Annotated in this window: 15 protein-coding genes; all 15 read left to right on the top strand. The window is 42.3% G+C overall.

What is annotated here, in order from left to right; translation table 11 throughout:
* Positions 1 to 5: 5 nt before the first annotated feature.
* The 15 genes from A3GY_RS0103165 (at position 6) to A3GY_RS0103095 (ending at position 14263) form a co-directional block, all read left to right on the top strand.
* Positions 6 to 932, top strand: coding sequence for an aspartate carbamoyltransferase catalytic subunit (locus A3GY_RS0103165; RefSeq protein WP_018029958.1), 927 nt, complete (start codon positions 6 to 8; stop codon positions 930 to 932).
* A gap of 43 nt (positions 933 to 975) precedes the next feature.
* On the top strand, positions 976 to 2055 hold the full coding sequence (locus tag A3GY_RS0103160) for a carbamoyl phosphate synthase small subunit (RefSeq protein WP_018029957.1): 1080 nt from the start codon (positions 976 to 978) through the stop codon (positions 2053 to 2055).
* A gap of 214 nt (positions 2056 to 2269) precedes the next feature.
* On the top strand, positions 2270 to 2971 hold the full coding sequence (locus A3GY_RS0103155; RefSeq protein WP_018029956.1) for a hypothetical protein: 702 nt from the start codon (positions 2270 to 2272) through the stop codon (positions 2969 to 2971).
* 18 nt (positions 2972 to 2989) lie between these two features.
* Positions 2990 to 3238 (top strand): hypothetical protein, encoded by a 249-nt coding sequence (locus tag A3GY_RS0103150; protein ID WP_018029955.1) that lies wholly within the window; start codon positions 2990 to 2992, stop codon positions 3236 to 3238.
* A 98-nt stretch (positions 3239 to 3336) separates the two neighbouring features.
* Entirely contained in the window at positions 3337 to 3954 is a 618-nt protein-coding gene (locus tag A3GY_RS0103145) for a hypothetical protein (protein WP_018029954.1), read from the top strand.
* Positions 3955 to 4320: 366 nt separating this feature from the next.
* Positions 4321 to 4935 carry a hypothetical protein gene (locus A3GY_RS0103140; protein WP_018029953.1) on the top strand — a complete coding sequence of 205 codons (615 nt, stop codon included), beginning with the start codon at positions 4321 to 4323 and terminating at the stop codon, positions 4933 to 4935.
* A gap of 10 nt (positions 4936 to 4945) precedes the next feature.
* A complete protein-coding gene (locus A3GY_RS0103135; protein WP_018029952.1) occupies positions 4946 to 6190 on the top strand; it encodes a Tle-like phospholipase domain-containing protein in 1245 nt (414 codons plus the stop codon).
* 10 nt (positions 6191 to 6200) lie between these two features.
* On the top strand, positions 6201 to 6602 hold the full coding sequence (locus A3GY_RS0103130; RefSeq protein ID WP_018029951.1) for a hypothetical protein: 402 nt from the start codon (positions 6201 to 6203) through the stop codon (positions 6600 to 6602).
* Positions 6603 to 6616: 14 nt separating this feature from the next.
* Positions 6617 to 6943, top strand: coding sequence for a hypothetical protein (locus tag A3GY_RS0103125; protein WP_018029950.1), 327 nt, complete (start codon positions 6617 to 6619; stop codon positions 6941 to 6943).
* Between the two features lie 80 nt (positions 6944 to 7023).
* The gene (carB, locus tag A3GY_RS0103120) at positions 7024 to 10203 is read left to right on the top strand and encodes a carbamoyl-phosphate synthase large subunit (RefSeq protein ID WP_018029949.1); all 3180 of its coding nucleotides are present in this window, start codon (positions 7024 to 7026) and stop codon (positions 10201 to 10203) included.
* Positions 10204 to 10390: 187 nt separating this feature from the next.
* Positions 10391 to 11590 carry an efflux RND transporter periplasmic adaptor subunit gene (locus A3GY_RS0103115; protein WP_018029948.1) on the top strand — a complete coding sequence of 400 codons (1200 nt, stop codon included), beginning with the start codon at positions 10391 to 10393 and terminating at the stop codon, positions 11588 to 11590.
* Positions 11591 to 11596: 6 nt separating this feature from the next.
* Positions 11597 to 12310 (top strand): ABC transporter ATP-binding protein, encoded by a 714-nt coding sequence (locus A3GY_RS0103110; RefSeq protein ID WP_018029947.1) that lies wholly within the window; start codon positions 11597 to 11599, stop codon positions 12308 to 12310.
* Between the two features lie 16 nt (positions 12311 to 12326).
* Entirely contained in the window at positions 12327 to 13589 is a 1263-nt protein-coding gene (locus A3GY_RS0103105) for an ABC transporter permease (protein ID WP_018029946.1), read from the top strand.
* A gap of 155 nt (positions 13590 to 13744) precedes the next feature.
* Positions 13745 to 14017, top strand: a complete 273-nt coding sequence (gene rpsP / locus A3GY_RS0103100; RefSeq protein ID WP_018029945.1) for a 30S ribosomal protein S16 — start codon at positions 13745 to 13747, stop codon at positions 14015 to 14017.
* 6 nt (positions 14018 to 14023) lie between these two features.
* The gene (locus A3GY_RS0103095; RefSeq protein WP_018029944.1) at positions 14024 to 14263 is read left to right on the top strand and encodes a KH domain-containing protein; all 240 of its coding nucleotides are present in this window, start codon (positions 14024 to 14026) and stop codon (positions 14261 to 14263) included.
* The last annotated feature ends 73 nt before the right edge of the window (positions 14264 to 14336 follow it).

Genomic DNA, 14336 nt, shown 5'->3' with positions numbered 1-14336 from the left:
TAATTATGGCGATTACAGATAACGGTGTCTCTTTAAAGCATTTAGTAACAATGGAAACCTTGTCCAATGAGGAAGTGCTGGGTTTGATCAACCGAGGGCTTGCCTTTAAGAATAAGCAGGCGGATTTCAGTTTAAAGCGGCAGTATTTTGCGGCCAATCTTTTCTTTGAATCGTCCACACGGACGCACAAATCCTTTGAAGTAGCTGAAAAGAAACTGGGCCTTGACGTGATTGACTTTGATGCCAAAACAAGTTCGGTTAATAAGGGGGAAACCCTTTATGATACTGTTCTGACAATGAGTGCCCTCGGTGTCGATATTTGTGTTATCCGTCATTCAGATGAAGACTATTATCAGGATTTGGTTGACAGTCGGACGATTCAGACTGCGATTGTTAATGGCGGTGATGGTTCAGGGCAGCATCCCAGCCAGTGCCTTCTTGATTTGATGACCATTTACGAAGAATTTGGTCATTTTGAAAATCTCAAGGTGGTTATCGCGGGGGACCTGACCCATTCGCGGGTCGCCAAGTCCAATATGCAAATTCTCAAGCGTTTGGGGGCGGAGCTTTATTTTGCAGGTCCCAAGGAATGGTATTCCTCGGAGTTTGATGTTTATGGTAAGTATATGGAGTTGGATGCGGTCATTGAGACGGCTGATGTGATGATGTTGCTGCGGGTTCAGCATGAACGCCATGATGGCAAAGAATCATTTGCAAAAACAGCTTACCACGAGGCATTCGGTCTGACGCAAGAGCGTTATAAAAAGCTGAAAGAGTCTGCAATCATCATGCACCCTGCCCCGGTGAATCGCGATGTGGAAATTGCAGACAGTTTGGTTGAGGCTCCGAAATCACGTATTGCCAGACAGATGCAAAACGGTGTTTTTGTGAGAATGGCCATCTTAGAAGCCATCCTAAATGGAAAAGCATAGAACGTTAAGGGACACCTGAGAGGTCCTACGAAAGGTTATAAAAATGACAAAAAGACTTTTAATTTTAGAAGACGGAACGATATTTGAAGGTCAGGCATTCGGTGCAGATATTGATGTGACGGGTGAGATTGTCTTCAATACAGGGATGACAGGCTACCAAGAATCCATTACAGACCAATCCTACAATGGGCAGATATTAACCTTTACCTATCCTTTAGTTGGTAATTACGGAATCAATCGTGATGATTACGAAAGTATTCTGCCGACCTGTAAAGGGGTTGTTGTTTCGGAAAATGCCCGCCGAGCGAATAACTGGCGTAACCAAATGACGTTAGATGAATTTCTGGCCTCAAAGAATATTCCAGGGATTTCGGGAATTGATACCCGTGCCCTGACAAAAATTATTCGCCAGCATGGTACGATGAAGGCGACATTGGCGACAGCAGGGGATGAGATTAGCCATCTTCAGGATCAGCTGCGGGCGACTGTTTTGCCGACGAACAACGTCGAACAGGTGTCTACCAAAACCGCTTATCCGGCTCCCGGCGTAGGGAAAAATATAGTGGTGGTTGACTTTGGTCTCAAACATTCGATTTTACGAGAATTTTCAAAGCGCAATTGCAATCTGACGGTGATGCCCTATGATGTAACTGCCCAAGAGATTCTCAATCTCAACCCTGACGGCGTCATGCTTTCCAATGGTCCTGGTAACCCACAGGATGTCCCTATGGCGCTGGACATGATCCGGGGTATTCAAGGGAAGATTCCGATTTTTGGGATTTGTCTTGGTCACCAGCTCCTCAGCATGGCCAATGGAGCCAGCACCTACAAAATGAAATTCGGTCACCGTGGTTTTAACCATGCGGTCCGTGAAATTGCAACCGGGCGGGTTGACTTCACCAGTCAGAATCATGGTTATGCCGTGTCTCGTGAGGATTTACCTGATGAGCTGATTATCACCCATGAAGAAATTAACGATAAGTCGGTGGAGGGGATTCGGCACCGTTACTACCCAGCCTTTTCAGTTCAGTACCACCCCGATGCTGCACCTGGGCCTCATGATGCCTCCTACCTCTTTGATGAGTTTTTAGAAATGATTGATGCTTTTAAGGCTTCTCGCTAGATTTAGTTGATTTGCCGAGATGAAAGAGAGGCATCAATAATTCGTATTGGTGCCCTATTCATCAGTGATGGTTTTGACTTTAGTATTTCATCAAGCGCAGAAAATCATCATAGAGTGAGCTGCCTCTATGATGATTTTTTAAAAGGCTGATAGGAATACTGAAGCGTACGTCTGTTGCTTGATAATAGAATTACATTTTATAGAAATAAATGCTATGAAACAAAAAAGAAATCTCAAAAATTTAATAATAGTGACTGTATTTGCCTTACTACTCATAGTTCCCTTTATAGCACTGGAAATGCTCAATAACGTACTGACTAATGGTCGTTCCAGTCGATCATGGCTGGAAAATAAGTTTGGAACGGAGCTCAGTCGTGTCTATCCGACCCAAAATGTGGAGGATTTATTTAAGGAATTTCCGGATGGGTTTGGAATTGAACAGACTCATACGGATGGGAAGTATCGTATAAAAATGGAATTAAGCGGAGATGGTGAAACACGACAAATTAGTGGGGTCTTGAAACAAACCTTACGAAAAACAGGTGTTGATGAGGTCGTCATTCAGGTTGACTATCAGAATGGGTCATTTGTTTTTTCAGATGAGGATAAGGCAAAAACGCTTTGGCCTTATAATGGTTTTCTTTTTCAACATCTCTCTATTGATAAATCATTTTTATCTAGTCAGAAGTTAAAAGACAAACAGTATAGCTTTCAAAATGGCGATTTTGGACTTCAATATGTATTAGATAACTCTATAATTAGTCACTATCTCCAACTTGATAATGGCAAAAGCCATATCCTTGCATTTGGAGGTAGCAACAGTAATAGAGGTTATTATTATTCTATATCTGTTAGAGAAGGGAAAAGTATCAATCAATTTAATTTTAGCGAAAGGATTTTTGATACGAACAATTAAGAGTGAAAGGAGAGTGAAATGAGTACGGTTTCAACTACGGGAAGCTTAATTCCAAGCCTTGATGCATTAAATTTATCCTATCAAGTAGAAAGAGTTCGCATGAACTATCCGAATATTGATAATACAAGGAATCTTTTAAAACGAGTCAGAGAAGAAACAGCCATCCCTCAGAACCTCAGCTATGTGGATGACTTTTATGACAGTGGGACAGTTTTTCAGGTGATAGAGGACAGACGTATGTTCAGTTTATTAGCTGCTTTCAGTTAAGCACCTCTGCTTGATTGAACGTAACTAATAAGAAAGGAAGCATTCCTGTGACAAAAGGACTTAAACTAGGATTTGTAATTGTAATAGGAGGTATCATCATGACATTATTATCAGGTTGTGATAAGCGCAATAACCGCGAATGGCTGGAGAATAAGTTTGGAACGGAACTCAGTCGTGTCTATCCGACCCAAAATGTGGAAGACTTATTTAAGGAATTTCCAGATGGGTTTAAAATTGACCAGAGTTACAGAACTGGCGGGCCTCACGGATTATTAACACAAATGGTCTTAGTAGGTGATGGTGAGACACACTCAATTTTGGGTACTCTAAATCAGATTGATCTTTCTACAAAGGATGAGAAAGAGACTGCTAGTGTTGTTGTAGAATACCAAAATGGAGAACTTGTTTTTTCCGACGAGGAAAAAGCAAAGGAGATTTGGCCGTTTAATGGATTTTTATTTCAGCACTTGACAGTTGATAAATCTCACTTAAACAATTTAGAAATGACTGATAAAAATTATAACTTTCAAAATGGAGCTTTTAGCATTAGTTATCATAGTCAAAATGAGAATATTAATCACTATTTAGACAAGAAAAAAAATAAATTTTTTACACTAAGACTTGCCGGAAGCAACTATAAAAAAGATAATTATTATTATGTACTTTCAATAGAATATGATGAGGCTACAGAATTCTCAGAAATTATTTCTGATTAGATAAGGAGAACATGTTTTGAGTACGGTTTCAACTACGGGAAGCTTAATCCCAACCCTAGATGCTTCGAACTTGGCTTATCAGGTAGAACGAGTTAGGATTAAATTGTTCAAACATTGACAGAACTTCAGGTTTCTTAAGAAAAGTAAAAGAAGGAGGAACTACCCTCCCTAAAAATCTCAGCTATGTGGATGACTTTTATGACAGTGGGATAGTTTTTCAGGTGGATAGGACAGACGTATATTCAGTTTATTAGCTGCTTTCAGTTAAGCACCTCTGCTTGATTGAACGTAACTAATAAGAAAGGGAGCATTCCTGTGACAAAAAGACTTAAACTAGGATTTGTAATTGTAATAGGAGGTATCATCATGACACTATTATCAGGTTGTGATAAGCGCAATAGCCGAGAATGGCTGGAAAATAAATTTGGAACGGAGCTCAGTCGTGTCTATCCGACCCAAAATGTGGAGGATTTGTTTAAGGAATTTCCGGATGGGTTTAGGATTGAACAGACACATACAGATGGAGACTATGACTATGAGATAGAATTATCTGGTGATAGTGATACTCGGTCTATAAAAGGGACTTTAACTCAAATTAATCAAGGAACAGGAGAAAAAATCACAACCATTTATGTTGAATATAAGGATAAAAAGTTTGTTTTTTCAGATGAGGCTAAGGCCAAAATATTTTGGCCTTATGAAGTTTTTTTATTTCAACAGTTAGCTGTCAAGAAGTCATTCTTAAATCGTTTAGATATGACGGACAAACACTATAACTTTCAAAATGGAGCGTTTGGTATTGATTATGATATTGTGGATAAAATGATTAACAATTATCTTAATGAACCTAAAAATAAGGAACTTAAATTTAGACTTGGTGGAAGCAACAGTAATCGTGGTTATTATTATTCGGTTATTTTTGAAGATAAGGCTAATGAAAACTATTATTTTAGAGAAACAATAGCAGGTACACCAAAATAGGAGAAGTATATTGAGTATAGTTACAGAAACGGGAAGCTTAATTCCAAGCCTTGATGCATCAAATTTATCCTATCAAGTAGAAAGAGTTCGCATGAACTATCCGAATATTGATAATACAAGGAATCTTTTAAAACGAGTCAGAGAAGAAACAGCCATCCCGCAAAATCTCAGCTATGTGGATGACTTTTATGACAGTGGGACGGGAACCAGTGGGACGGCTTTTCAAGATACAAAGACGGGTGAGATTATTATTGCCTACACAGGGACTAATCCCAACGGGGAAGGCCTTAGAGGCAAACTGGAGTATGGCAGGGACATTTATACGGATATCGCAGATATCGGCTTCGGTCAAGGAACGCACTATGGTCCGGCCTTTGCCTTTTACGAGCAGATTGCTGAGAAGTATGGGGCGGATAAAGTTAACCTGACAGGTCACTCTTTGGGAGGGAACATTGCCCAGCGGGTGGCACTGAGGTATAATGTCCAACGTACCACAGTCTACAATTCAGCGCCGCTTTATATTCCTGTCGGGGCTGGTATAGGCGGTACCCCTTATAGCATGGTTAATCTTATAGCGATTCAGTCGGATCTTAAGGCCTTTACAGGGCAGGTTACCCGCATCACTACTGAAAAAGACCCTCTTAATCGCTATGCGGATAAAGGAAAGGGCGTTTATCTCGGTCAAGAATATATCTTGAGCGCTTCCGGCGGTCACGGTCTGGATGCTATCGTTAATGATGCCAATCAAGTTTCTCAAATTAGCAGTCTTCTCACTGCAGTAGCTGCTCCGACAACAACACTCCAAGCAGTCAAGGCTTCTATGGCTGACCTTTCGGCCAAGAAATCGGCCTTTATGGCAGACGGCAGTCTTTCGGGCAGGGAGATGATTTACCTAGATTCTGTCCAAGCCAGTATTGTTTCAGCGGGGATTAGCCAAGTGGCAGAAGCCGCTCTGGAACTGGTCACAGCCAAGGAAAAAGAGAGCCATGAGGAAGCGGAGCAACTATATCAGGAACTCGATGATGTGCCATGGTACTTTATCCTGACTCCGGATGAAATGCGCGCAGCCTATGCCGAAGCAGGTGTTGATTATAACAGTATTGTGACGGCTATTGATGAGCATTGCTCTGAGAAGAGGAAGAAGGTCTCCGAACTTGCGACCACTTTCACGACGCTTCAAGGTCAGATTGAGCGTGGCATTGCGGCTAAGGTTGAGCAAGATGCAGAGCTGGCTCAGCTCTTTGGTTTATCGTGAGGGAAAGGGTATGGATAAGAGAGATTTAATACTAGATAACTTAAGACAAGAGCAGCAAAAAGCAGAAGATTTGGAGGAAGCCTATCGATACGCCAAACGGGAGCTAGAGGAGGAAGGCTTTCGCCTTGACCACTTTAGCAGAGGAATTAGAGAGCGGCTGGAAAGCAAAATTGACGGTGTACAGAGTCACTTACGTGCCGTAACTAATCAAGAGGCAGGTGACTACTTTAGCATTGCCAACAACGTTTTTCAAACCTATCTCGAAACAAATGACCAAGTATATAGGCTTCAATTGGCTCAGCTAGAAGATAAAGCAGACGAACTTAATCAGAATTATAAAAAGCAGTCTATCCTCCAAGAAGAAAGGATAGAAAACATTTATCACAAATTGAAACAATTAGAACAAGAATAATGATGGAGGGAAGCGTGGGAAATCTACTATCAAATACCTGGAACACTATAACAGATGCCTACGATGGATTAAAAGAAGGTCTGAGCGATTGGGATGCGTACGCCAGAGTTGAAAAAGCACTTGAGAGAGAACTAGTAAATACGGTTTACGCACCATTGAAATTAGCCAAGGGAAAAACGATAAGGAAAGATTTTGATGAGACTGTTGATGATATTGCTGAAGATGCCAAAGGAGGTATAGAATCTATCAGAAACCAACTTGATAGTGATATTAAGGGAGAATTTGGAACAGCAATTCAGACTAGTTTGACTAAGAATAATGGTGATTGGGATGATATCTAAACGATATGGTCAACATTAAATTTGGTCAGTATACAAGGTTTACTAACAGGTGTAATAGATTATAGAAGAAAGGTAACAAGATGCCAAAACGTACAGATATTAAGAAAATTATGGTTATCGGATCTGGTCCTATTATCATCGGTCAGGCTGCGGAATTTGATTATGCGGGAACACAAGCCTGCTTAGCTCTGAAAGAAGAGGGCTATCGTGTTGTTCTTGTCAATTCTAATCCAGCAACGATTATGACGGATAAAGAAATTGCTGACAAGGTTTATATTGAGCCGATTACCCTAGAGTTTGTGACCCGAATCCTTCGTAAAGAACGTCCAGATGCACTTTTGCCAACTTTGGGCGGTCAGACAGGGCTTAACATGGCTATGGAATTGTCCAAGGCGGGTATTTTGGAGGAACTGGGAGTAGAACTCTTAGGAACCAAATTGTCGGCCATTGATCAGGCCGAAGATCGTGACTTGTTCAAACAGCTGATGGAAGATCTAGACCAGCCTATCCCCGAATCTGATATTGTGAATACAGTAGAAGAAGCGGCTGCCTTTGCGGCTGAAATTGGCTATCCTGTCATTGTTAGACCAGCCTTTACCCTAGGAGGAACAGGCGGCGGTATGTGTGCCAATGAAGAAGAGTTGCGAGAAATCGCTGAGAATGGCCTCAAACTGTCTCCAGTAACCCAGTGCTTGATTGAGCGTTCTATTGCTGGTTTTAAAGAGATTGAGTATGAAGTGATGCGTGATGCAGCCGACAATGCTTTGGTAGTCTGTAACATGGAAAACTTTGATCCCGTGGGTATTCATACGGGAGACTCTATTGTCTTTGCACCAACCCAGACCTTATCAGATATTGAAAACCAAATGCTGCGTGATGCCAGCCTAAAAATTATTCGTGCCCTCAAAATTGAAGGGGGATGTAATGTCCAGTTGGCGCTTGATCCGCATAGTTTTAAATACTATGTTATAGAAGTAAACCCTCGGGTGTCTCGCTCATCAGCCTTAGCCTCTAAAGCGACAGGCTACCCGATCGCTAAATTGGCTGCTAAAATTGCAGTCGGTCTGACACTGGATGAGATGATTAATCCTGTTACCGGAACCACTTATGCCATGTTTGAACCGGCGCTTGACTATGTGGTAGCGAAGATTCCTCGTTTTCCATTCGATAAGTTTGAAAAAGGAGAACGCCGCCTAGGGACACAGATGAAGGCGACGGGAGAAGTCATGGCCATTGGCAGAAATATCGAAGAAAGCCTCTTAAAAGCCTGTCGCTCTCTGGAAATCGGTGTCTTTCATAATGAAATACCAGAACTTGGGCAAGTCAGTGATGATGATTTAGTGGCCAAAATTGTCAAGGCTCAAGATGACCGTCTCTTTTATGTCTCTGAAGCTATTCGCCGTGGCTATACTATCGAAGAAATTGCGGAATTGACGAAAATAGATATTTTCTTCCTTGACAAATTGCTGCACATCTATGAAATAGAACAAGAACTGGCGGCTCAGGTGGGGGATGTGAACCTGCTAAGAGAAGCCAAACGTTATGGCTTTGCAGACCGCAAAATTGCGGAACTCTGGAGTATGGATGCCAAGGCCGTTCGGAAACGTCGTGTCGATAACAAGATTATCCCAGTCTACAAGATGGTAGATACCTGTGCAGCCGAGTTTGAATCTGCCACCCCTTATTTCTATTCTACCTACGAATGGGAAAATGAATCCATCAAGTCCGACAAGGAATCCGTTATCGTCTTGGGTTCAGGCCCCATTCGTATCGGTCAGGGCGTGGAATTTGACTATGCAACTGTCCACTCTGTCAAGGCCATCCAGGCAGCTGGCTACGAAGCCATTATCATGAACTCCAACCCAGAGACCGTCTCAACAGACTTCTCTGTTTCTGACAAGCTCTACTTTGAGCCGCTGACGTTTGAGGACGTGATGAATGTCATCGAACTCGAACAACCCAAAGGTGTGATTGTTCAATTTGGCGGTCAGACGGCCATCAACTTGGCGGAACCTTTATCTCAGGCAGGTGTTAAGATATTGGGAACACAGGTGGCTGATTTAGACAGGGCGGAGGATCGCGATCTCTTTGAGCAGGCCCTCCAGGATCTTGGGATTCCGCAGCCTCCTGGTCACACAGCGACGAATGAAGAAGAAGCTGTTGCGGCAGCCAGAAAGATTGGTTTTCCAGTTCTTGTCAGACCGTCTTATGTCCTTGGCGGCCGTGCCATGGAAATTGTTGAAAACGAGGAAGATTTACGTGCTTATATGAGGACTGCTGTTAAGGCCAGTCCGGATCATCCCGTCTTGGTTGATTCTTATATCGTAGGAAAAGAGTGTGAGGTAGATGCTATCTCAGATGGCAAAGATGTCTTGATTCCAGGGATTATGGAACATATCGAACGAGCAGGTGTCCATTCAGGAGATTCCATGGCAGTATACCCACCGCAAAATCTGTCTCAGAAAGTCCAAGAAACGATTGCCGACTATACAAAGCGGTTGGCGATTGGGCTTAACTGTATCGGTATGATGAATATTCAATTTGTTATTAAAGATGAAACCGTTTATGTCATTGAGGTCAATCCGCGTGCCAGTCGAACCGTTCCATTTTTATCCAAGGTAACCGATATCCCAATGGCCCAGGTAGCGACGCAGCTGATTTTGGGGAAATCTCTGACAGATCTGGGTTATAAGGATGGACTTTACCCTGAAAGTCAGCAAGTTCATGTAAAAGCACCCGTCTTCTCCTTTACCAAGTTGGCTAAGGTAGATAGCTTGCTGGGACCTGAAATGAAATCTACGGGTGAAGTGATGGGGTCTGATGCCACACTGGAAAAAGCCCTTTACAAGGCCTTTGAGGCTTCCTATTTCCACTTGCCTACTTTTGGAAATGTCATTTTCACAATCGCAGACGACACCAAAGAAGAGGCTTTGGCACTCGCGAAGCGTTTTGATAATATCGGTTACAGTATTGCCGCAACTGAAGGAACAGCCAACTATTTTGCCCAAAATGGATTAGCTGTAAAGTTGGTCAATAAATTAGGCGAAAATGACGAGAATGATATCCCGGCTCTTGTCCGCAAAGGGGCTGTGCAGGCCATCATCAATACTGTCGGAACGAAACGAACAGCTGATGAGGATGGGCAAGCCATTCGCAGCTCAGCTATCGAGCAGGGAGTTCCTCTCTTTACAGCCATTGATACAGCGGATGCCATGATACGTGTTCTGGAAAGTCGGGCTTTCCTGACGAAGCCTATCTAAATTGAAAAGATGACATTTGTCATCTTTTTTGCTAAATCTGATAATGGTTTGACAAGGGTTTGATTACGTTGTATAATTGAACTATAAGATTAATACAAGTTATGAAATCTTAGGAATCTTACAAAAGCGTAAGTTTTTGTAAAAGGCTTTATGTTAAGATAAAGGAAAGCAACAAAGGAGGAGACACATGACTAGGAAAAGCAAAAGGATACAAGGGAAAAAGAAATGGTTTGCCCTTGGAGGAGCTGCAGCGGTTGTCCTGCTAGGTCTACTATGGTGGAAATCCCAATCTCTGCAAGGCACCAAGGCTAGCAGCCAAACCTATACGATCAGCAAGGTGACAGAAGGCAAGGTAGCCTCATCAACCCTGCTCTCAGGGGCTATTAAGGCGCAATCTGAACAGTATGTTTATTTCGATGCGACCAAAGGAAGTAACCCTACGGTGACGGTTAATGTTGGTGATCAAGTGTCTATGGGACAGCAAGTGGTTCAATACGACACCACTGCAGCTCAGGCGGCTTATGATCAAGCTGTCCGAAACTACAATAAAATCGGAAGACAAATTACCAGCCTAAAGACAACTGGTGTAGCTTCTGCTCCGGAAACATCAGTTGATGAAAGTACAGGTCAGACTACCACTAGCGGTATTACAACTCAAGGGACTTATCAAGAGCAATTGCAGGCGCTTTACGATGCGCAGGCTGATGCCCAAGGAGAGGTTGATAAGGCACAGATTGCTTTGAATAGCACCTCTGCCTTGAGTGAGGTTAATGGTACAGTTGTTGAGGTCAACAACAATATTGATCCAACTGGTAAATCAAATCAAGCCATGGTTCATATTACCAGCGAAGGTAAACTAGAAGTTGAAGGAACCTTGACCGAATATGATCTAGCGAATATCAAGGTGGATCAGGCTGTCAAAATCAAATCCAAAGTTTATCCTGATAAAGAATGGGATGGTAAGATTACGTATATCTCAAATTATCCAAGTCAATCGGCTACGGCAGCAACTGCTGATGCAACTGCTTCCAGTAGCACCAGTTCGCCAAGCTATGAGTACAAGGCTGAATTGACCAGTGATTTGGGAGATTTAAAACAAGGCTTTACCGTTTCAGTAGAAGTGGTCAATGACCAGCAGAGCCTAGTTGTTCCAGTATCAGCCCTTGTTTCTAAGGGAGATAAGAACTATGTTTGGCTCTACGATAAATCTAATTCACGTGTCCTGCGCAAAGAAGTCACCGCAGGTGATGCTGATGCGAAACTTCAAGAAATTTTAACAGGTCTTGAAAAGGATCAAGAGATTATCACCAATCCTGATAATAACCTGAAAGAAGGCAAGAAGATTGATAAACCCCAAGAGGAAAAGACCTCTTCAGAAGAGGGGTGATCTCTGATGACAGTAGATGATAGTAAAAAAGAACTGATACACCTTAAGGGGATTACAAAATCATACCGAAATGGGGATCAAGAACTTGAGGTCTTGAAAGGGATTGATTTGTCTGTTCATGAGGGTGAGTTTTTGGCGATTATGGGTCCTTCGGGATCAGGTAAATCAACTCTGATGAATATCATCGGCCTTTTAGATCGGCCAACGGCAGGTTCTTATGATTTGTCGGGTCAGGCGGTTGAAAGTCTCAGCGACGCCAAATTAGCCCATGTCCGGAATATGGAGATTGGTTTTGTCTTTCAGCAGTTTTTCCTGCTCTCCAAGCTGGATGCTTTGCAAAATGTGGAACTGCCTCTCATCTATGCAGGAGTTCCCGCCTCAAAACGCAAAAAAATGGCTAAGAACTACCTGGAAAAGGTCGAACTGACTGAACGGATGAAACATTTACCGTCAGAATTATCCGGTGGACAAAAGCAGCGGGTTGCTATTGCTCGGGCTTTGGTCAATGATCCGAGTATCGTTTTAGCGGATGAGCCAACTGGAGCTCTGGATACCAAGACGGGAAACCAGATTATGGAGCTGCTGACAGAGCTGAATCGGGAAGGTCGAACCATTATTATGGTAACCCATGAGCCGGAAATTGCAGCCTATGCCAAACGTCAAATTGTGATTCGTGATGGTGAAATTACGCAGGACAGTTTGACGCCGGACCAAGGATAGAAGGAGGGAACAAATAATGGAAAATTGGAAATTTGCCCTCTCTTCAATCTTGAGTCATAAGATGCGGTCTTTTCTGACCATGCTGGGGATTATTATTGGTGTGGCTTCTGTTGTCTTGATTATGGCTTTAGGTCAGGGCTTAAAGAATGGTATTGATGATCAGGTAAATAAATCGCAAAAAAACCTCAATGTCTACTACAAGACGAAAGAGGAAAAAAAGGCGGAGGAAGACCCGAACTATTACCCAACCGGTGAATCAAGTACGGCTGGTGAATCAAGTACGGCTAAAGCCCCTGATATTCAGGAGGCCTGGGTCGAGAAAATAGCCAAGGATACAAAAGGGGTTTCAGGTTATTACATCACCAACAGCACGAGTGCTACGGTGGCCTACGGGAAAAAAACAGCTAAAAATGTTAATATAACAGGAATTAACAAAACCTATCTTTCTATTAAGAAATTTAAAATCATAGCTGGCCGTTCTTTTGTGTCTAATGACTATATCAAATTTGGCCGAATCATTATGCTTGATTCTGCCTTAGCTCAAAAATTATTTGGCGGAGACACCGAAGCGCTTAATAAAGTCGTTACTCTAGCAAATAAGAGCTATCTGGTTGTGGGTGTTTATAAGGATCCTGATGCAGGTTCGTCCCTTTATGGTATGACTTCGGGAGGCAATGCCATTATGACCAATACTCAGGTTGCCAGTGAGTTTGGCGTTAAGGAAAATGATCAGATTTTCTTTCATATTGATGATGTCAGCCAGGCCAACCGAATCGGGAAAGAGACCGGGGAAAAACTGACCAAAATATCAGGTGCCAGAGATGGTCTTTATGAAAATTTCAATATGGATAGTATCATTGAACAGGCTAATATGATAGCTTCTATGTACACCATTGCTTTTGGGGTTATTGCAGGGATTTCTCTCTTTGTAGGTGGTATTGGAGTGATGAATATTATGCTGGTATCTGTTACCGAGCGGACGCGTGAAATTGGTTTGCGTAAAGCTCTGGGAGCAACCAGAGGCAAGATTTTGAATCAATTCTTGATTGAGTCTATTGTATTGACCCTTCTAGGAGGATTAATTGGCTTGGGACTTGCCTATCTGGGTGTTAAGGGACTGACATCCGTCTTAAAATCCCAAAATATCATTCCTGCTATTTCGCTGCAGGTTGTTGTAATCAGCCTTATTTTCTCAGCTTTTGTCGGTGTTGTTTTTGGTATTTTACCAGCCAATAAGGCAAGTAAACTGGATCCGATTGAAGCGTTAAGGTATGAGTAACGCTAGTGATTAGCGGAATTTCTGCGGAGTAAGATAAAAAAGAGGGTGGTGTCAAGAAAAAAACTTGACACCATCTGTTTATCTGCTATAATAGTAAAAGTAAGTTCATAGCACTGCTATGGACCAAACAAAAAACAGAAAAGAGATTATTTAAAATGGCAGTAAAAATCCGTTTAACTCGTATGGGTTCTAAGAAAAAACCTTTCTACCGTATCAATGTTGCTGATTCACGTGCACCACGTGACGGACGTTTCATCGAAACTGTTGGTACTTACAACCCGCTTGTCGCTGAAAATCAAGTAACGCTTAAAGAAGACCGTGTACTTGACTGGTTGTCTAAAGGAGCTCAGCCTTCAGATACTGTTCGTAACATTCTTTCAAAAGCTGGAGTGATGACAAAATTCCACGAGTCTAAATATTCAAAATAAAAGCCTATGGATACGATTGAAAACCTTATTGTAGCAATTGTGAAACCCTTGATTTCACAACCGGAAAATTTCACCATAAAAATCGAAGATACTCCAGATTTTCTTGAGTATCATCTTGACTTGGATCCGACTGACATTGGTCGCATTATCGGTAAAAAGGGCCGCACCATTACTGCCATAAGATCAATCGTCTATTCCGTTCCGACGCAAGGTAAAAAAGTAAGACTTGTTATTGATGAAAAGTAGCAGCCCAGCTGTTGCTTTTTTCTTGCTTGAGAAAGATTGACTGAGATGATAGAATGAAAGAGATTAAGATTGG

Origin of the sequence: Streptococcus ferus DSM 20646 (assembly GCF_000372425.1) — a bacterium.
In the GTDB taxonomy this organism is placed as follows: Bacteria; Bacillota; Bacilli; order Lactobacillales; family Streptococcaceae; genus Streptococcus; species Streptococcus ferus.
Note: the sequence above shows the minus strand (reverse complement) of the source record. Positions and strands in the feature narration are given on the sequence as shown.